The sequence below is a fragment of the Nonomuraea sp. NPDC049419 genome (genome assembly GCF_040676995.1).
GTDB lineage: Bacteria > Actinomycetota > Actinomycetes > Streptosporangiales > Streptosporangiaceae > Nonomuraea > Nonomuraea salmonea.
The window spans coordinates 31,828-48,181 of the sequence record NZ_JBFAQB010000018.1; the positions used below are offsets into that span (position 1 = coordinate 31,828).

A 16,354-nucleotide genomic window follows, 5' to 3' on the forward strand; every position below is an offset into this window, starting at 1 on the left:
GCCTGCCGCAGGCCGATGAAACTTACATCGCGGGGGAGCGGGGCCTCACGCGCGAGGGCAGGTCGGCCAGCACGGCGTCCGCGGCGCGCCGGCCGGACACCAGGGCGCCCTGCAGCGAGCCGGTGTCGCGGTGGTCGCCGCACACGTACCGGCCGGCGCGCAGGCGTACCGGCTTGCGCAGCGGGTGCGGCGGCGGCATCGCGGGCAGCGCGGCCGGGATCGGGTAGGTGGCGATGTGCTCCCAGCCGGCCGTGTGACCGTAGATCTCGCCCAGCCGCCGCAGGACCGTACGCTCGTCGACGTCCAGGCCGAGCACCGAGGTGGACACCAGCGCCCGCCCGTCCAGCGAGTACTCCGGCGCCGCGTCGGTGACGACCAGGGTGTCGGTGATGACGCCGGTGGCGTCCACGATCTGGGTCGGCTCGCCCAACGGCGAGCGGGGAGCGGCGTGGTAGAAGGTGGTCACCGCGCGCATCGGCGGCGCCTCGACCTCCTCCAGCAGCCGTGCGGCCGTGTGCGGGTCGGCGGCCACGACGACGGCCGGGCCGCTGACCGTGGTGCCGTCCGCGAGCCGCACCGCGCCGTCCGTCACCTCCTCCACCCGCGCGCCGAGCGTGACGGTGCCGGGCGGCAGCCGGTCGGCGAGCTGGCGGGGGATCTCGCCCATGCCGTGCGCGGGCAGGCCGATGGCGCCGCGCGCGAACGACCGCCACAGCAGGTGGAAGACCCGGCTCGACGTCTCCAGCTCGCGTTCGAGCAGCACGCCGGCCAGGAAGGGACGCATCAGGCAGTCGATCATCTTGGGGGACATGCCCCAGGCGCGCAGCTCCTCATCGGTACGCCGCTCGCCCCCTTTACGCAGCACCGAGGCAGGCAGGGCGAGGTCGCGGCCGGTGACGGCGGACAGCACGGCCTTGTCCTTGAGCGTCCCGACCCCGGCCATCAGCGCGCTGAACGCGTGCCCCGGGTGCCGCCACGGCAGCATCACCCTGGCCTCGGCGGTCCTGCCCCGCACGATCACCCCGGAGGAGAACGGGCGCAGGTCGAGGGCGCCGATGTCGAGGACGCGGCGGGCCTCGGGGTAGGAGCTGATGAACACCTGGTAGCCGCGGTCCAGCCGGAACCCGTCCACGAGGTCCGTACGCACCCGGCCGCCGACCCCGTCGGACGCCTCCAGCACCCGCACCGGCACCCCGGCCTCGTGGAGGCGAAGGGCGCAGGCGAGTCCTGCCATCCCGGCGCCGACGACGATGACGGGCTCTCGCGGTCCCCGGTCGCTGTCCATGCGGGGCCTCTGCCCGGGCGTGCCGCCCTCCAACATCCCTCTTACGAATCTACAATGTAAAGGCGTCGGGTTGACAGTGCACCCCGGTTTATCTGCATCAAAACCCATCAACCAAGCCCGAGCTGGGAAGACCTCCCTTCATGGGGGAGATTCCGCGTCAGGAGAGCGCCGTCATGGTGGTGGGCGGGCCGACCGTCGTCCTGGATCTGGGCGGGCTGCGGATCGTGAGCGATCCGACGTTCGACGACCCTGGCCCGCACGGCTACCTCACCAAGGTCGAGGGACCCGCGGTGGGCGAGGACTGCCTGGGGCCGGTGGACCTCGTGCTGGTCAGCCATGACGTCCATCCCGACAACCTGGACGACCGGGGGCGCGCGTTCGCGCAGGCGGCGCCACTGGTGCTGACCACGCGCGGGGCGAGCGAGCGGCTGGGCGGCGGTGCGATGGGGCTGGCGGCGTGGGAGAGCCGGTCGGTGCCGCGTCCGGGTGGTGGTGAGCTGGTGGTGACGGCGGTGCCCGCGGTGCACGGGCCTGAGGACGGGGAGCGGGACGCCGACGGGTTCGTGAACTGTGAGGTGGTCGGGTTCGTGCTGGAGGGCGCGGGGTTGCCGACGGTGTATGTCAGCGGGGACAACGCGTCGATCCGGCTCGTGGTGCAGGTGGCGCGGCGGTTTCCGGCGGTGGACGTGGCGGTGTTGCATGCGGGGGCGGCGCGCGTGGCGGGCAAGTTCCGTGACCGGCCGTTGAGTCTGGACGGCGTGCGTACGGCGGCGGCCGCGGCGATCCTGGGCGCTCCGCGGGTCGTTCCCGCGCACTACGACGGGTGGGCGCACTTCAGCGAGGGGGCGGATGATCTGGTGAGGGCGTTCGACGAGGCCGGCTTGTCGGCCCGTCTTCACCTGGCCGCGCACGGCGCCTGGGTCTCGTTGGCCGATTGAGGGTCAGGTCGTGTGGGCGCGTCGGTGGGCCTCTTCGAGGGTGGCGCCTTCGAGGAGGGCGGTGATGCCGCCGGCGAAGCGGGGGCAGTCGGTGATGTGCTCGTGGGAGCAGGCCAGGCCGTGTTCGATGGCGGTGCGGGCCGCCTGGGCCTGGGCGATGCGGTGGTCGAGCTCGGTGAGTTTGCGCTGGTAGAGCTCGCGCCAGCCGTCGGAGGTGCGGGCGGAGGTGAAGGTGGCGATCTCTTGGAGGGTGAAGCCGACGTCGCGGAGCAGGAGCACGAGGCCGACCTGTTCGACGGCTGACGGTGGGTAGCGGCGGCGGCCTGAGACGCGGGTGATGGCGGGGAGCACGCCGAGTTCTTCCCAGTAGCGCAGGGCGGAGGTGGCGACGCCGGTGCGGCTCGCCAGTTCGCCGATGGTCAGGTGCTGGGGCATTTGACATCAAGCGTACGTGAAGTCGTTGACTTCGTTCATGGCGACTTTCAGGGATCGGGTGATCGCGGCGCTGGTGAGTCAGGCGCATCGCCCTCGGGGTGTGGTCGGGTGGTTGGAGGGGGCGCTGTTCGCGTACCGGCCTTCCAACAGGCGGCGGAATCGGTGGGCGGTGTCGTTGCTGGACGTGCGGCCCACCGACCGGGTGCTGGAGATCGGGTTCGGGCCTGGGGTGGCGATCGCGGAGTTCGCGCGTCGTGCCGGCCGGGTGTTCGGGGTCGATCATTCGGCGACGATGGTGCGGCAGGCGGCGCGGCGTAACGCCGCGGCCGTGCGTGCCGGTCGGGTGCGGCTCGTGGTGGCTTCTGTGGAGCGGTTGCCGGATTTCGGCGGGCCGCTCGATGTGGTCCTGGCCGTGAACAGCGTGGGGTTCTGGCCTGAGCCGGTGGATCGGCTGCGGGAGTTGCGCGGGCTGCTGCGGCCGGGCGGGCGGATCGCGCTGGTCAGCCAGCCCCGTTGCCCGGGCGCGACTCGGGAGACGACGGCACGGGCGGCGCAGGAGCTACAGGGCTTGCTGGCTGAGGCCGGTTTCGTCGGTTTCCGGGTGGAGACCCTGGAGTTGCGTCCGCCGGTGGCCTGCGTTCTCGCCGCTGCCCCGGGTGGTGAGGAGGCGCCAGGTGGTGAGAGCCAGGTGGGCGCGCATCAGGCCGGTCGGGGTGGTGAGGTCGAGGCCGAGCGTCCGGCCGAGGTGGTCGAGGCGGCGGGCGACGCTGCTGTGGTGCAGGTGGAGGAGGTCGGCGGCGCGGCGGAGTGAGCCGGTGGCGCAGTAGGCGTCGAGGGTTTCGAGATCTTCTGGGGCTAGGGTGGCGACGGCGGTGACGTCGGGGTTGTCGCGGGCGGCGGCTTCCGGGATGTGGGCGAGCAGGGCCACGACGCCGAGGTCGTCGTGGTGGGTGACGGGCCGGCGGGGGGTGGTGAAGCGGAGGGCGATGCGGGCTTCGTGCCAGGCGCGGGCGGGGTCGGAGGCGGTGCCGATGCCGGCGCGTACGCCAGCGGGGAAGCGGGTGGGGTCGAGGGTGGTGGCGAGGATGGCGCCGACGCCGGCGAGGGGTGCGGCTTTGACCGGGCGGGTGGGGCAGATGGCGGTGCCGACCTGGTCGAGGGGGAGTGTGGTGTGGACGGCGGCGACGTGGAGGCGCAGGCCGGGGGCGAAGCCGAGCAGGCGCAGGGCGCGGGCTCTGGCGGCTTCGTCGGTGCCGGCGCTGATGGCGAGCTCGACGAGGGCGGGGTCGGCCATGGTGGTGCGGGCGGGGCCGTAGCGTTCGACGACGGCGGCCGCGGCGATGGCGAGGCGGTCGAGGAGGAGGTCGTCGAGGGTGCGGGGGGTGTCGTGACGTTCGAGCCAGCAGGTGCCGATCTCTTCGTCGTCGAGGAGGATGGGGGTGCTGGTGGACGGCGGCTGCGGCGGGCCGGTGACCTGTTTGCCGTCGGGGCCGAAGCGGATGGCCTGGCCGGTGCCGTGCAGGCGGATGCCGGTGACGCACTCGGCGAGGCCGGCGGATGCGCGGGTGAGTGCGGGCAGGTCGACGCGGCGGCGCATGAGGGTGTCGTAGAACATGACGACCCTGATGGCGCCTCCGGCTTGGGAGTCGAGCTGGGACAGCCGTACGGCGAGAGCCTCCACGTCTGCCAGGGTATGCGCCGTTCGGTGCGCGGGGCGGGGGTGATGTGCGACGGATGGCGGATGATGCGAAGGGGTGGGATGGCGAGGATGGCTGGCATGGATCCCGAACTCGAACCATTCATCCCGTTGTTTCCGCGCGCCGACCTGTCGGACCCGGTGGCGGAGCGGAAGAACTTCACGGCGCTGGCCACGTCGTTGCCCGCGCCCGATCTCAAGGACGTGGAGGTGGCGGACCATACGGTGCCGGCCGATCCGGACGTCCCTGTGCGGGTCTACCGCCCGCGTGACGCGCAGGGCGGGATCGTGTGGCTGCACGGCGGCGGGTTCGTCATGGGTGACCTGGACACCGAGCATCCGTGGGCCGGCCGGGTGGCGGAGGGGTCGGGCGCGGTGGTGATCTCGGTGGGGTACCGGCTGGCGCCGGAGCATCCGTACCCGGCGGCGCTGGACGATGTGTGGGCGGTGCTGCGGTGGGCCGCCGATCATGCGGGCGAGCTCGGGTTCGACCCTGAGCGGCTGGCGGTGGGCGGTCACAGTGCGGGGGCGTGCCTGGCGGCGGCGGTGTCGTTGCGGGCGCGGGACGAGCAGGGGCCGCCGATCCGGTTCCAGCTGCTGAACCAGCCGGGCCTGGATGATCGGCAGGAGACCTGGTCGGGGCGGACGTTCACCGAGACGCCCTGGATGAACCGGGACAAGGTGTCTGCGATCTGGCGGCACTATCTGGGTGGGGCGCCGGCCACGCCGTACGCGGCTCCGAGCCGGGCCGAGGATCTGTCGGGGTTGCCGGCGGCGTACATCGCGACGGCGGAGTTCGACCCGAACAGGGACGAGGCCATCGCGTACGGGCTGCGGCTGCTGCAGGCGGGGGTGCCGGTGGAGCTGCACCAGTGGGCGGGCACCTTCCACGGTTCGCAGGCGTTGCTGTCGGCCGAGGTGTCGCAGCGGCAGCTCGGCGAGGCGGCGGCGGTGCTGCGCCGGGCGCTGGCTCGCTGACGGGCTCGCTGACGGGCTGGCTGACGGTGGTGCTGCGCCGCGCTTCGGCTCGGTTGCCGGTCGTGCCGGATCGCCGCGGCTGGGGCGGTTTTCAGGGGGTCGGCTCTTCGACAGGGGTCGGCCCCTTCGCCGTGCGGCCGCGGAAGGCGCGGCGGTAGGCGCCGGGGGTGGTGCCGAGTGCGGTGTGGAAGCGGCGGCGCAGGTTCGTGGCCGAGGAGAGCCCTGAGCGGCGGGCGACCGCGTCGAGCGGCAGGTCGCTGGTTTCGAGCAGGTCCTGGGCGGCGGCGATGCGCTGGGCGAGCAGCCATTGGCCTGGGCTGATGCCGAGCTGGTCGATGAAGCGGCGGGTGAGGGTGCGGGCGGACTGGCCGGCGCGGGCGGCCATGGTCTCGACGGTGAGAGGTTCGGCGAGGCGGGCGGTGGCCCAGTCGAGGAGGGGCGCGAGGGTGCCGTCGATCTGGGCGGGGCGGGGTGGGGCGGTGTATTGGAGCTGGCCGCCTTCGCGGTGGGGCGGCATGACCATGGCGCGGGCGATGTGGGCGGCGTGGCGGGCGCCTTGGTCGCGGCGTACGAGGTGGATGCACAGGTCGATGCCGGCTCCCGCGCCGGCGCTGGTGGCGAGGTCGCCGTGGTCGACGTACAGGACGTCGGGGTCGACGCGGACGTGCGGGAAGCGGGCGGCGAGTTCGGCGGTCAGGCCCCAGTGGGTGGTGGCGGTGCGTCCGTCGAGGAGGCCGGCGTGGGCTAGGGCGAAGGCGCCGGAGCAGATGCTGACGAGGCGGGCGCCGCGCGCGTGGGCGCGGCGCAGCGCGTCGGCGACGGCGGGGGAGGGTGGTTCGGCGGGTGGCAGCCAGCCGGGGATGATCACGGTGTCGGCGTGGGTGAGGGCCTCGAGGCCGTCCGTGACGAGCATGTCGTAGCCGGCGCGGGTGGGGACGGGGCCCGGGTGCTCGGTGCAGACGCCGAAGGTGTACGCGGCGGGCAGCTCGGGTCGCTGGATGCCGAAGACCTGGGCGGCGCAGGCGAGCTCGAAGGTGGACTGTCCTGGGCGGACGAGGGCGGTGACGCGGTGCATGTCTGAAAAGTAGCGCGGGATGTCTTTTCTGACACTCGGCGGGGGCGGTGGGCGGCTGTCAGGGTGGTGGGCATGACGACACATCAGAACCTGCCGGGGTACGTGTGGTCCTGCGTGGAGGACGCCCCGGTGCGCGAGGTGTTCCCCGGCATCCGGTTGCGCCCGTTGTGGCGTGGTGAGAGCGGGGCGGGGGCGTACGTGCTGGAGATGGAGGCCGGGTCCTGCTGGGAGGGCGTGGACGTGCACGATCCTGGGCCGGAGGAGGTGTTCGTGGTCTCCGGGGTGTTCAACGACGGTGAGCGGGACTATCCGGCGGGGACGTTCATCCATGCTCCGGCGGGTTCGTCGCACGTGCCGCAGTCGGCGCAGGGGTGCACGTTGTTCCTGTTCTATCCGGAGGGCTGAGTGCCGGCGGTGTCCATGCGGAGGAACTCGGTGATGCGCAGCAGGCGAGGTGCGCGTTTGGCGTTGTCGGGCAGGTCGGGGAACGCCTCGTCGCGGCCGACGATGCGCGGGGCGGTCAGGTCGATGTCCTTGCCGTCGGCGTGTAAGCGGGCGTGGCCGGTGGCGAGGACGTTGCGCACCCAGTCCGAGCGGGAGCCGTAGACGAGGATGAACAGGTAGCCGCCGGGGACGGGGAAGGCGTCGAGCGGGGTGCGGTAGGCGCGGCCGGAGGTGCGTCCGACGTGGGTGAGCACCGGGTAGCTGCCGCGGCGGATGGACATGGGGTTGAAGATGCGCTTGTTGACGTGTCCCCACCAGAGCGGCATGGGCATGGGGGCCTCCTCAGGCTTACGGGCGTAAGGCTGCTTACAGGTGTAAGGTTGGCTTACGCTTGTAAGGCTGTCAATCCCCCCGTACCGGAGCCGCCCGTGTCACCACCGCTGAGCCGCGACCGCGTGCTGGAGGCCGCGATCAGGGTCGCCGATCGCGGTGGCGAGGCCGCCATCACGATGCGGCGGGTGGCGCAGGAGCTGGGGGTGGAGGCGATGTCGCTCTACCACCACGTGCCCAGCAAGGAGGCCATGCTCGACGGCGTGGTGGACAAGGTGTTCGCCATGATCGAGCTTCCCTCCGGCGGCGGCGACTGGCGGGCGGCCATCCGGGCGCGCGCCGTGTCCGCGCGGGCGGTGCTGGGCCGGCACAGCTGGGCGCTGAGCCTGCTCGACTCCCGCCGCGACCCGGGCCCTGCGACGCTGCGTCACCACGACGCGGTGCTCGGGGTGCTGCGGGGGGCGGGCTTCTCGGTGGCGATGGCCGCGCACGCGGTCTCGGCGATCGACGCCTACGTCTACGGGTTCGTGCTGCAGGAGTCGGTCCTGCCGGTCACGACCCCCGACGACAGGGAGGAGGTCGCCGGCAACATCCTGCAGGGTGAGGCCGCGGCGCGGTGGCCGCATCTCGCCGAGCTGATCGTGGAACACGCGCTGCGGCCCGGCTACGACTACGCCGAGGAGTTCGGCTACGGCCTCGACCTCATCCTCGACGGCCTCGAAGAGCGGCGGCGCGCCGGCGGGTGATGGACGGGTCAGGCCCGCGTCCCTACCGTCGATCACATGGCACACCAGACGTCCCCCGACCGCCACCTCATCCGCTACAGCGGCCACGCCGCGTTCTCCCCCGACGTCATCGCCCGCGCCTCGGGCACCTCGGTGTTCACCGAGAGCGGCCGGGAGCTGCTCGACTTCACCTCAGGCCAGATGAGCGCGATCCTCGGCCACTCCCATCCCGAGATCGTCGCCACCGTGCGCGAGCAGATCGCCCGCCTCGACCACCTGCACAGCGCCATGCTCAGCCGTCCGGTCGTGGATCTGGCGGCGCGGCTGGCCGCGAGCGTGCCCGACCCGCTGGACAAGGCGCTGCTGCTGACCACCGGCGCCGAGTCGAACGAGGCGGCCGTCCGCCTGGCCAAGCTGGTGACCGGCCGGCACGAGATCGTGTCGTTCGCCCGCTCGTGGCACGGCATGACGCAGGCCGCCGCGAACGCCACCTACAGCGCCGGCCGCAAGGGGTACGGCCCTGCCGCGCCGGGCAACTTCGCGCTGCCCGTGCCCGACCGGTTCCGTCCCGCCATCGTGGACGCCTCGGGCGAGCTGGACTGGCGCCGCCAGCTCGACCTCGGCTTCGACCTCATCGACGCCCAGTCGGTCGGCAGCCTGGCGGCCTGCCTGGTGGAGCCGATCCTCAGCTCGGGCGGCGTGGTCGAGCCGCCGCCCGGCTACTTGCCGGCGCTGGCGGAGAAGTGCAGGGAGCGGGGGATGCTGCTGATCCTGGACGAGGCGCAGACGGGGCTGTGCCGTACCGGCGACTGGTACGCCTTCCAGCACGAGGACGTCGTGCCCGACATCCTCACGCTGTCCAAGACGCTCGGCGCGGGGCTGCCGCTGGCGGCGGTGCTGACCAGCGCGGAGATCGAGCAGCGCGCCCACGAGCGGGGCTTTTTGTTCTTCACCACCCACGTCAGCGACCCGCTGCCGGCCGCCGTCGGCAACACCGTGCTGGACGTGCTGGAGCGCGACCGGCTGGACGAGCGCGCCCGCCGGCTGGGCAAGCTGCTGCGCGGCCACCTGGAGGAGCTGGCCACGCGGCACGAGGCGGTGGGCGACGTGCGCGGGCGCGGGCTGCTGCTCGGCATGGAGCTGGTGGGCGACGACGTGCTCGGGCCGGGCGGCGCGGACCGGCTCGGCGCGGAGGTGACCCGCCGCTGCTACGAGCTGGGCCTGCACATGAACATCGTGCAGTTGCCCGGCATGGGCGGCACCTTCCGCATCGCGCCGCCGCTGACCGCGAGCGAGGACGAGCTGAGCCGCGGCGCCGCCATCCTGGACGAGGCGCTCACCGGAGCCGCGCGTACGCTGTGAAGGAGTCACGACGGCCGCGACCGTGCACTATGCACAGTCGCGGCCTCCCCGCTGTGGAATGTCCACACTGACAGCCCGGCTGCCGCTTCCTACCGTTGGCGTCCAACCACAGGTCTCGCTTGAGGTAAGGGAGGTCGGCATGGCCTCGGCCGTCGGTGTCGACGATTACGCGCTGTCCAGGGTGCCGAGCGGCGCCCGCTACTCCTGGTGGTCGGTGGCCGTGCAGCGGTTCGGCCAGATCTCGGCGCTCAGCCAGTTCCTGCTGGGCGCCACGCTCGGGTTCGGGATGGGGTTCTGGCAGGCGTTCCTGGCGCTGACGCTGGGCGCGGTCATCCTCGAGGTGGTGGCGGTGTTCGTCGGCGTGATCGGCGTGCGCGAGGGGCTGTCGACCTCCATGCTGGCCCGCTGGACCGGGTTCGGCAGGGCCGGGTCGGCGGTGATCGGGCTGGCGATCGGGATCAGCCTCATCGGCTGGTTCGGCATCCAGTCGGCGGTCTCGGCGCAGGGGCTGGCGAGCCTGGTGGGCGTGCTGCCCGAGTGGGGGTGGTCGCTGGTGTTCGGGCTGCTGGTGACCGCGATCGTGCTGTGGGGGTTCGGGTCGATGGCCTGGACCGCGTACGTCACGGTGCCGGCGTTCCTCATCCTGGTCGGCTGGTCGATCATCAGTGAGCTGTCGCGGCACGACGTGGGCGCGCTGGTCGCCTCGGCGCCGCCGGGCCCGCAGCTGACCCTGTTGCAGGGCACGACGCTGGTGGCGGGCGGGTTCATCGTGGGAGCGATCGTCACCCCCGACATGACCCGCTTCAACAGGAGCGTGGCCGACGTGGTCAAGCAGACGCTGGTGGGCGTCACGCTCGGCGAGTACGTCATCGGCATGGCCGGCGTGCTGCTGGCGCACGCGGTCGGCACCAGCGAGATCACCACGATCGTCACCTCGTCGGTCGGCTGGGTCGGCATCCTCGTCATCGTCGCCGGCACCATCAAGATCAACGACTGGAACCTGTACTCCTCCGGTCTCGGCCTGGTGAACTTCGTCGGCACCGTGCTGGGCAGGAAGGTGCACCGCGGCGCCGCGACCGCCGTCATCGGCCTGCTGGGCAGCGTGCTGGCCGCGGCCGGCATCCTCGACGCGTTCGTGGACTTCCTGACGGTGCTCGGCGTCGTCTTCCCGCCCATCGCCGGGATCATGGTGGCCGAGTACTTCGTGGTGCGGCGCTGGCGCGGCGAGCTGGAGCAGGCCAGGCGGCGCGGCGCGGTGCCGGAGTCGGCGCCCGACTGGGTGCCGGCGACGCTGCTGATCTGGCCGGCCGCGGCGCTGGTGGGCCGCTTCGTGGAGGTGGGGCTCGGCAGCATCAACTCGCTGGTGCTGGCCTTCGTGCTCTACGTGGTGGCCGGGAAGCTGGGCTGGGTGCGCGGCGTGGGCTCGCACCGCACGGCCGAGGCCGTACCCGCCGGTTCGGCCGTCTGACGATCACCAAGCAACGACACACAGGGGAGTTCTTCGTGCGCATCGGCATCGACGTGGGCGGCACCAACACCGACGCCGTCCTGCTGGACGGGCGGCAGGTGCTGGCCGCCGTCAAGACCGGCACCACCGCCGACGTCACCTCCGGCATCGTCTGCGCCCTGCGGGGGCTGCAGGAGCAGCGGGCGTTCGACCCGGCGGACGTGCGCGCGGTGATGATCGGCACCACGCACTTCATCAACGCGCTCGTCGAGGCCCGCCGCCTGGCGCCCACCGCGGCGCTGCGGCTCAGCCTGCCCGCCGGGGCGTCGCTGCCGCCCATGGTGGACTGGCCGCAGCGGCTCATCGACGCGGTGTCGGGGCGCGCCTACCTGGTGCACGGCGGGCACGAGTTCGACGGCCGGCACATCGCCGAGCTGGACGAGGCCGAGGTGCGCAAGGCCGCCGACGACATGGGGCGGGCCGGGGTGCGCAGCGTCGCGATCACGTCGGTGTTCTCGCCGGTCAACGCCGAGTTCGAGGAGCGCGCCGCCGAGATCATCGCCGAGCGGCTGCCGGAGGCGGCGGTCTCGCTGTCGCACGAGATCGGCCGGGTGGGGCTGCTGGAGCGGGAGAACGCCACCATCGTCAACGCCGCCCTGCGCGAGCTGGCCGCGCACATCGTGGACGGGCTGGCCGCCTCGGTCACCGGCGCCGGCATCACCGCCCCCCTCTACCTCAGCCAGAACGACGGCACGCTCATGGACGTCGGCTTCGCCCGGCGCTACCCGGTGGCCACGTTCGCCTCAGGGCCGACGAACTCGATGCGCGGCGCGGCCGTGCTGTCCGGCCTCGACACCTGCGCGGTGGTCGACGTGGGCGGCACGACCAGCGACGTCGGGGTGCTGCGGCACGGCTTCCCCCGCGAGGCCACCACCGACGTCACCGTGGCCGGCATCAGAACGAACTTCCGCATGCCGGACGTGCTGTCGATCGGCATCGGCGGCGGCAGCCGGGTCCGCCACGACGGCGCGGTGAGCGTCGGCCCGGACAGCGTCGGCTACGAGCTGACCTCCAAGGCGCTGGTGTTCGGCGGCGACACCCTGACCGCCACCGACATCGCCGTGGCCGCCGGCCGCGCCGAGATCGGCGACCCCGCCCTGGTCTCCCACATCGGCAAGGAACTGGCCGAGGCCGCGCTGCGGCGCATCGCCTCCGACGTGGCCGACGCGGTCGAGCGCATGCGCACCTCCGCCGAGCCCCTGCCCGTCGTCGCGGTCGGCGGCGGCTCGATGCTGCTGCCCGACGAGCTGGCCGGCTCCGGCACGGTGCACCGGCCGGGACACTACGCCGTCGCCAACGCCATCGGCGCCGCCATCGCGCAGATCGGCGGCGAGGTCGACCGCGTCTACGCCGTGGAGCCGGGCCGCCGCGACGCCGTCGTGGACGCCGCCAAGCAGGAGGCCGTGGACCGCGCGGTCGCGGCCGGCGCCTCGCCCTCCAGCGTGCAGATCGTGGACTTCGACGAGGTGCCGATCCCGTACCTGCCGGGCAACGCCACCCGCATCAGAGCCAAAGCCGTCGGCGAGCTGCAGCTCACCGACGTGAAGGGACGGTGACCCAGGTGACCACGATCACCGCGGCCGATCTGGGCGACCTCGCCGTCGGCGCCGCCATCCTCGGCACCGGAGGCGGCGGCGACCCGCACATCGGCCGGCTGCTGGCCGCCTCCGCCGTCGCCGCGCACGGCCCCGTCGAGCTGTGCCCGCTGCAGGAGCTGCCGCCGGAGGCGTCCGTGCTGCCCGTCGCGATGATGGGCGCGCCGACCGTGATGGTGGAGAAGCTGCCCTCGACCGAGCAGGTGACCAAGGCCACCGAGGCGCTGTCGGGCTACCTCGGGCGCGGCGTCACCCACATCGCCTGCATCGAGGCCGGCGGCGTCAACTCGCTCATCCCCGTCGTCGCCGCCGCCCAGCTCGGGCTGCCGCTGGTGGACGGCGACGGCATGGGCCGCGCCTTCCCCGAGCTGCAGATGGTGCTGCCCACCCTGTACGGCGTCTCCACCACCCCCATGTCGGTCGCCGACGAGAAGGGCAACAAGGTCGTCCTGGACACCGCCGACAACCACTGGGCCGAGCGCCTGGCCCGCTCGGCCACCATCGACATGGGCTGCTCGACGATGGTCGCCCTCTACGGCATGACCGGCGCGCAGGCCCGCGACTCGCTCGTGCCGGGCACGCTGAGCCTGTGCGCCGAGCTGGGCGCCCTGGTGCGCCGCTCCCGCCACGACGACCCGGTGGGGGCGGTGGCGGCGCGGCTGGGCGGGCGGCGGCTGTTCACCGGCAAGGTGATCGACGTCGAACGCCGCACCACGACCGGCTTCGCCCGCGGCACCGCCACCCTGTCGGGCATGGACGGCGACGCAGGGCGCGAGCTGGTGCTGCGCTTCCAGAACGAGTACCTGGTCGCCGAGCTGGACGGCGAGGTGCGCGGCACCGTACCGGACCTGATCTGCACCCTCGACCGCGACAGCGGCGAGGCCGTCACCACCGAGGCGCTGCGCTTCGGGCAGCGCGTCAGCGTCATCATCGCCCCGTGCGATCCGCGCTGGCACAGCGAGGCGGGGCTGGCGCTGGCCGGGCCGCGCTACTTCGGCTACGACCTCGACCCGGTGGGGGTGGGGCGGTGAGCTGGCTGCTGACCGAGGACGACCTGCCCGACCTGGCCCGCGGCGCCGCCCTGCTGGGCACGGGCGGCGGCGGCGACCCGTACGTGGGGCGGCTGCTGGTGCGGCAGGCGATCCGCGAGCACGGCCCGGTCACCGTGCTCGACCCCGGCGACCTCGCCGACGACACCCTCGTCATCCCCACCGCGCAGATGGGCGCGCCGACCGTCGTGCACGAGAAGCTGCCGCGCGGCACCGAGCCGGTCGCCGCGCTGCGCGCCCTCGAACGCCACCTCGGCCGCCCGGCCGGCGCGACCATGCCGATCGAGTGCGGCGGCATCAACTCGATGATCCCGCTGGTGGTGGCCGCCGTCACCGGGCTGCCCGTCGTGGACGCCGACGGCATGGGCCGCGCCTTCCCCGAGCTGCAGATGGAGACCTTCGGCGTGTACGGGGTGCCGGGCTCGCCCATGGCGGTGGCCGGGGAGCGGGGCGAGACCACGATCATCGACACCGGCGCCGACAACCGGCGCATGGAGTGGCTGGCCAGAGGCGTGACCGTGCGGCTGGGCGGGGTGGCGCACATCGCCGAATACGCCATGACCGGAGCGGAGGTCAAGCGGACGGCCGTGCCGCGCACGCTGTCGCTGGCGCTGGCCATCGGCCGGGCGATCCGGCAGGCCAGGCGGGCCGGCGCCGACCCCGTCGCCGCGCTCGCCGGCGCCCTGTCGGGCACCCTGTACGCGCACCTGCGGGTGCTGTTCCGCGGCAAGGTGTCGGACGTGGAGCGGCGCACCGAGGCGGGCTTCGCGCGCGGGCGGGCGACCGCGGTGTCGTTCGACGGGCGGCACGAGCTGGTGCTGGCCTTCCAGAACGAGCACCTGGTGGCGCTCGTGGACGGCGAGGTGCGGTGCGTGGTGCCCGATCTGGTGTGCGTGCTGGAGTCGGAGCTGGCCGAGCCGATCACCACCGAGAACCTGCGCTACGGGCAGCGGGTGACGGTCGTCGGCATCTCCACGCCCGCGCTGATGCGCACGCCGGAGGCACTGGAGGTGTTCGGGCCGGCCGCGTTCGGGCTGCCGCACCCGTTCACCCCGGTCGAGGAGCGCAACCCGGTCACCGTCAGCCGACCGTGACCGGCACGGCTTCGGGACGTGCGTCGGCGAGGGCCGCTTCGACGCGGCGGTTGCTGGTCATGGTCGCGGTGACGGCGGTCATGGTGAGCAGCAGGCCGGCGGCGGCGTACAGCGGGGTGCGCAGGTCGTAGGCGGTGGCCAGCCAGCCGCCGAGCACGGCGCCGAGCGGGGCGGCGCACATGGCGAGCATGCGGGAGGTGGAGGCGACGCGGCCCATCAGGTGGGCCGGGACGATGGCCTGCCGCAGCGAGGGCGCGAGCACCATGGTGGCGCCCATGCCCGCCCCGCAGACGGCGAGCGCGAGCCCGGCCACGTACGCGTTCGGCGCCGCGGCGAGACCGAGGATGGCCAGCCCTTCGATGGCGGCGGTGCAGGTCAGCGCGGTCCCGGTGCCCAGGAGCCGGCCGAGGAAGGTGGCGATGCCCGCCCCGAGCAGGCCGCCGGCCGCTTCGGCGGTCAGCAGCAGGCCGAACCCGAACGTACCGACGCCGAGACGCTCGTGGGCGAACAGGGCCAGCACGGTCTCCACGGCGAGGAAGGCGACGTTCCCGACGGCGGGCCGCAGCGCGAGCCCGAGCAGCAGCCGATCCTTGAACACGTACGACGCGCCCGCCCGCGCCTGCCGCAGCAGCGACTCACGAGCGCCGGCGACCGGCCGCGGCACCGCGGGCAGCGACCGCACCAGCACCGCCGACACCGCGAACGACACCGCGTCCGCGACCAGCGGCACCGACCGCCCGAGCGCCAGCAGCGCACTGCCCGCCGGCGGCCCGGCGAACCCGGACGCCGCGGTCTGGGCGCCGCGCAGGCGCGCGTTGGCACGCTCCAGCCGGGCCGGGTCGCGGCCGAGCAGATCCGGCAGGTACGCCGTGGCGGCCGTGTCGAAGAACAACCCGCCCAGCGCGAGCAGGAACGCCACCACCGCCAGCAGCGGAACGGTCAGCACGCCGAACGCCGCAGCGACGGCCGGGACGGCCAGCAGCGCGGCACGCCCGGCATCCGTGATCCACATCGTGCGCCGGCGATCCCACCGGTCCACCAGCGCCCCGCCGAGCACCCCGAACAGCACCCACGGCAGCGTCCCCGCGGCCGTGACGACGGCCAGCGCCATCGGATCTCGGGTCAGCGTCAGCGCCAGCAGCGGCAGCGCGGCATGCGTCACACCGTCGCCCAGCGACGACACCGTCTGCGCCGTCCACAACCGCCCGAACCCGGCCGGCATGCTCACCTTCGCCGTCATTCCGCACTCTCCTCAGCCCGCTCAACCTGCTCGTCCTCTTCGGCCCGCTCAGGCCGGTCGCCGTCCTCATCCAGCCCGGCCCGCTCTGGCTGGGCCGGGTGGAACAGCGCGAAGACGAGCGACGTGTCGGGAAGGGACGGGTCCGACAGCGCCCGGTACTCGTCCGCCAGCGCCTCGAGGCGGGCCCCCAGCTCCGCGAACTGCTCGTCGGTGAGTCGCAGGTGCGCCATCCGCACGTGCCGCTCGCCGTCGGCGGGGGAGGCCTCCAGGTCGGCCACCGCGTTGCGCAGCAGCACGTCCGGCTGTCCCTGTCCCGGGTCCGGCAGCCGGATCGAGCGGGCGGCCATCGCGTAGTAGCGCTCGGTGACCCCTCGCACCTTCCGCGTCCGCACCACCTTCACCAGGCCGGCCCGCTCCAGGAGCCGTACGTGGTAGCTGGAGCTGCCCTTGGCCAGGCCCACCCGCTGGGCGATCTGGGTGATGGTGGCCGGCTCGAAGCGGAGCACGGCCATGATCCGGTGACGCGTGAGGTTGGAGACGGCGCGGAGCTGCTCGTCGGTGGTGACGTGAAAAGTCTCAGGAAGATCGTCGGTAGGCACGG

The 16,354-nt window shown here is 73.3% G+C and carries 16 protein-coding genes and 1 pseudogene; 10 read left to right on the top strand and 7 right to left on the bottom strand.

Features of this window, described 5'->3' with window-relative positions; genetic code table 11:
* Positions 1–22 precede the first annotated feature (22 nt).
* Positions 23–1,285 (bottom strand): NAD(P)/FAD-dependent oxidoreductase, encoded by a 1,263-nt coding sequence (locus tag AB0K12_RS36845; RefSeq protein WP_364571760.1) that lies wholly within the window; start codon positions 1,283–1,285, stop codon positions 23–25.
* A 140-nt stretch (positions 1,286–1,425) separates the two neighbouring features.
* On the opposite strand from AB0K12_RS36845, the gene AB0K12_RS36850 reads away from it, so the two are divergent.
* Positions 1,426–2,223, top strand: a complete 798-nt coding sequence (locus AB0K12_RS36850) for an MBL fold metallo-hydrolase (protein WP_364571762.1) — start codon at positions 1,426–1,428, stop codon at positions 2,221–2,223.
* A 3-nt stretch (positions 2,224–2,226) separates the two neighbouring features.
* Here the strand turns inward: AB0K12_RS36850 and AB0K12_RS36855 are convergent, their stop codons facing one another.
* Positions 2,227–2,658: a MerR family transcriptional regulator gene (locus AB0K12_RS36855; RefSeq protein ID WP_364571764.1), complete on the bottom strand. Its 432-nt coding sequence runs from the start codon at positions 2,656–2,658 to the stop codon at positions 2,227–2,229.
* 37 nt (positions 2,659–2,695) lie between these two features.
* Here AB0K12_RS36855 and AB0K12_RS36860 point away from each other — a divergent pair.
* Positions 2,696–3,160 (top strand): annotated as a pseudogene (locus AB0K12_RS36860) (methyltransferase domain-containing protein); the annotation flags it as partial.
* A gap of 57 nt (positions 3,161–3,217) precedes the next feature.
* Here the strand turns inward: AB0K12_RS36860 and AB0K12_RS36865 are convergent.
* On the bottom strand, positions 3,218–4,339 hold the full coding sequence (locus AB0K12_RS36865) for a helix-turn-helix domain-containing protein (RefSeq protein ID WP_364571766.1): 1,122 nt from the start codon (positions 4,337–4,339) through the stop codon (positions 3,218–3,220).
* 96 nt (positions 4,340–4,435) lie between these two features.
* Between AB0K12_RS36865 and AB0K12_RS36870 the strand changes: the two genes are divergently transcribed.
* Positions 4,436–5,332: an alpha/beta hydrolase gene (locus AB0K12_RS36870; RefSeq protein ID WP_364571768.1), complete on the top strand. Its 897-nt coding sequence runs from the start codon at positions 4,436–4,438 to the stop codon at positions 5,330–5,332.
* A gap of 91 nt (positions 5,333–5,423) precedes the next feature.
* Here AB0K12_RS36870 and AB0K12_RS36875 read toward each other — a convergent pair whose 3' ends face one another.
* The gene (locus AB0K12_RS36875) at positions 5,424–6,407 is read right to left on the bottom strand and encodes a helix-turn-helix domain-containing protein (RefSeq protein WP_364571770.1); all 984 of its coding nucleotides are present in this window, start codon (positions 6,405–6,407) and stop codon (positions 5,424–5,426) included.
* A gap of 72 nt (positions 6,408–6,479) precedes the next feature.
* On the opposite strand from AB0K12_RS36875, the gene AB0K12_RS36880 reads away from it, so the two are divergent.
* Positions 6,480–6,812, top strand: coding sequence for a cupin domain-containing protein (locus tag AB0K12_RS36880; protein WP_364571772.1), 333 nt, complete (start codon positions 6,480–6,482; stop codon positions 6,810–6,812).
* Here the strand turns inward: AB0K12_RS36880 and AB0K12_RS36885 are convergent.
* Positions 6,797–7,183 carry a nitroreductase family deazaflavin-dependent oxidoreductase gene (locus AB0K12_RS36885; protein ID WP_364571774.1) on the bottom strand — a complete coding sequence of 129 codons (387 nt, stop codon included), beginning with the start codon at positions 7,181–7,183 and terminating at the stop codon, positions 6,797–6,799. The two genes, AB0K12_RS36880 and AB0K12_RS36885, sit on opposite strands and share 16 nt — an antisense overlap.
* A gap of 96 nt (positions 7,184–7,279) precedes the next feature.
* Here AB0K12_RS36885 and AB0K12_RS36890 point away from each other — a divergent pair, with 96 nt between their 5' ends.
* From AB0K12_RS36890 to AB0K12_RS36915, 6 genes are all read left to right on the top strand, one after another.
* Entirely contained in the window at positions 7,280–7,927 is a 648-nt protein-coding gene (locus AB0K12_RS36890; RefSeq protein WP_364571777.1) for a TetR/AcrR family transcriptional regulator C-terminal domain-containing protein, read from the top strand.
* A 36-nt stretch (positions 7,928–7,963) separates the two neighbouring features.
* Positions 7,964–9,268 carry an aspartate aminotransferase family protein gene (locus AB0K12_RS36895; protein ID WP_364571779.1) on the top strand — a complete coding sequence of 435 codons (1,305 nt, stop codon included), beginning with the start codon at positions 7,964–7,966 and terminating at the stop codon, positions 9,266–9,268.
* 139 nt (positions 9,269–9,407) lie between these two features.
* Positions 9,408–10,736 (top strand): cytosine permease, encoded by a 1,329-nt coding sequence (locus AB0K12_RS36900; protein ID WP_364571781.1) that lies wholly within the window; start codon positions 9,408–9,410, stop codon positions 10,734–10,736.
* Positions 10,737–10,771: 35 nt separating this feature from the next.
* Positions 10,772–12,331: a hydantoinase/oxoprolinase family protein gene (locus AB0K12_RS36905; RefSeq protein WP_364571783.1), complete on the top strand. Its 1,560-nt coding sequence runs from the start codon at positions 10,772–10,774 to the stop codon at positions 12,329–12,331.
* 5 nt (positions 12,332–12,336) lie between these two features.
* Entirely contained in the window at positions 12,337–13,401 is a 1,065-nt protein-coding gene (locus tag AB0K12_RS36910; protein ID WP_364571785.1) for a DUF917 domain-containing protein, read from the top strand.
* Positions 13,398–14,513, top strand: a complete 1,116-nt coding sequence (locus tag AB0K12_RS36915) for a DUF917 domain-containing protein (protein ID WP_364571787.1) — start codon at positions 13,398–13,400, stop codon at positions 14,511–14,513. The genes AB0K12_RS36910 and AB0K12_RS36915 overlap by 4 nt, the downstream gene beginning before the upstream one ends.
* Here AB0K12_RS36915 and AB0K12_RS36920 read toward each other — a convergent pair.
* Together AB0K12_RS36920 and AB0K12_RS36925 are read right to left on the bottom strand one after the other, a co-directional pair.
* Positions 14,500–15,753 carry an MFS transporter gene (locus AB0K12_RS36920; protein ID WP_364571789.1) on the bottom strand — a complete coding sequence of 418 codons (1,254 nt, stop codon included), beginning with the start codon at positions 15,751–15,753 and terminating at the stop codon, positions 14,500–14,502. The two genes, AB0K12_RS36915 and AB0K12_RS36920, sit on opposite strands and share 14 nt — an antisense overlap.
* The gene (locus tag AB0K12_RS36925; RefSeq protein WP_364571791.1) at positions 15,750–16,352 is read right to left on the bottom strand and encodes a helix-turn-helix domain-containing protein; all 603 of its coding nucleotides are present in this window, start codon (positions 16,350–16,352) and stop codon (positions 15,750–15,752) included. Before AB0K12_RS36925 ends, AB0K12_RS36920 begins: the two co-directional genes overlap by 4 nt.
* Positions 16,353–16,354 lie beyond the last annotated feature (2 nt).

What these genes read in the sequence shown, in the direction of transcription:
- AB0K12_RS36845 (WP_364571760.1), bottom strand. Translation starts at nt 1,285, where the DNA reads ATGGACAGCGACCGGGGACCGCGAGAGCCCGTCATCGTCGTCGGCGCC.
- AB0K12_RS36850 (WP_364571762.1), top strand. Translation starts at nt 1,426, where the DNA reads ATGGGGGAGATTCCGCGTCAGGAGAGCGCCGTCATGGTGGTGGGCGGG.
- AB0K12_RS36855 (WP_364571764.1), bottom strand. Translation starts at nt 2,658, where the DNA reads ATGCCCCAGCACCTGACCATCGGCGAACTGGCGAGCCGCACCGGCGTC.
- AB0K12_RS36870 (WP_364571768.1), top strand. Translation starts at nt 4,436, where the DNA reads ATGGATCCCGAACTCGAACCATTCATCCCGTTGTTTCCGCGCGCCGAC.
- AB0K12_RS36875 (WP_364571770.1), bottom strand. Translation starts at nt 6,407, where the DNA reads ATGCACCGCGTCACCGCCCTCGTCCGCCCAGGACAGTCCACCTTCGAG.
- AB0K12_RS36880 (WP_364571772.1), top strand. Translation starts at nt 6,480, where the DNA reads ATGACGACACATCAGAACCTGCCGGGGTACGTGTGGTCCTGCGTGGAG.
- AB0K12_RS36885 (WP_364571774.1), bottom strand. Translation starts at nt 7,183, where the DNA reads ATGCCCATGCCGCTCTGGTGGGGACACGTCAACAAGCGCATCTTCAAC.
- AB0K12_RS36895 (WP_364571779.1), top strand. Translation starts at nt 7,964, where the DNA reads ATGGCACACCAGACGTCCCCCGACCGCCACCTCATCCGCTACAGCGGC.
- AB0K12_RS36900 (WP_364571781.1), top strand. Translation starts at nt 9,408, where the DNA reads ATGGCCTCGGCCGTCGGTGTCGACGATTACGCGCTGTCCAGGGTGCCG.
- AB0K12_RS36920 (WP_364571789.1), bottom strand. Translation starts at nt 15,753, where the DNA reads ATGACGGCGAAGGTGAGCATGCCGGCCGGGTTCGGGCGGTTGTGGACG.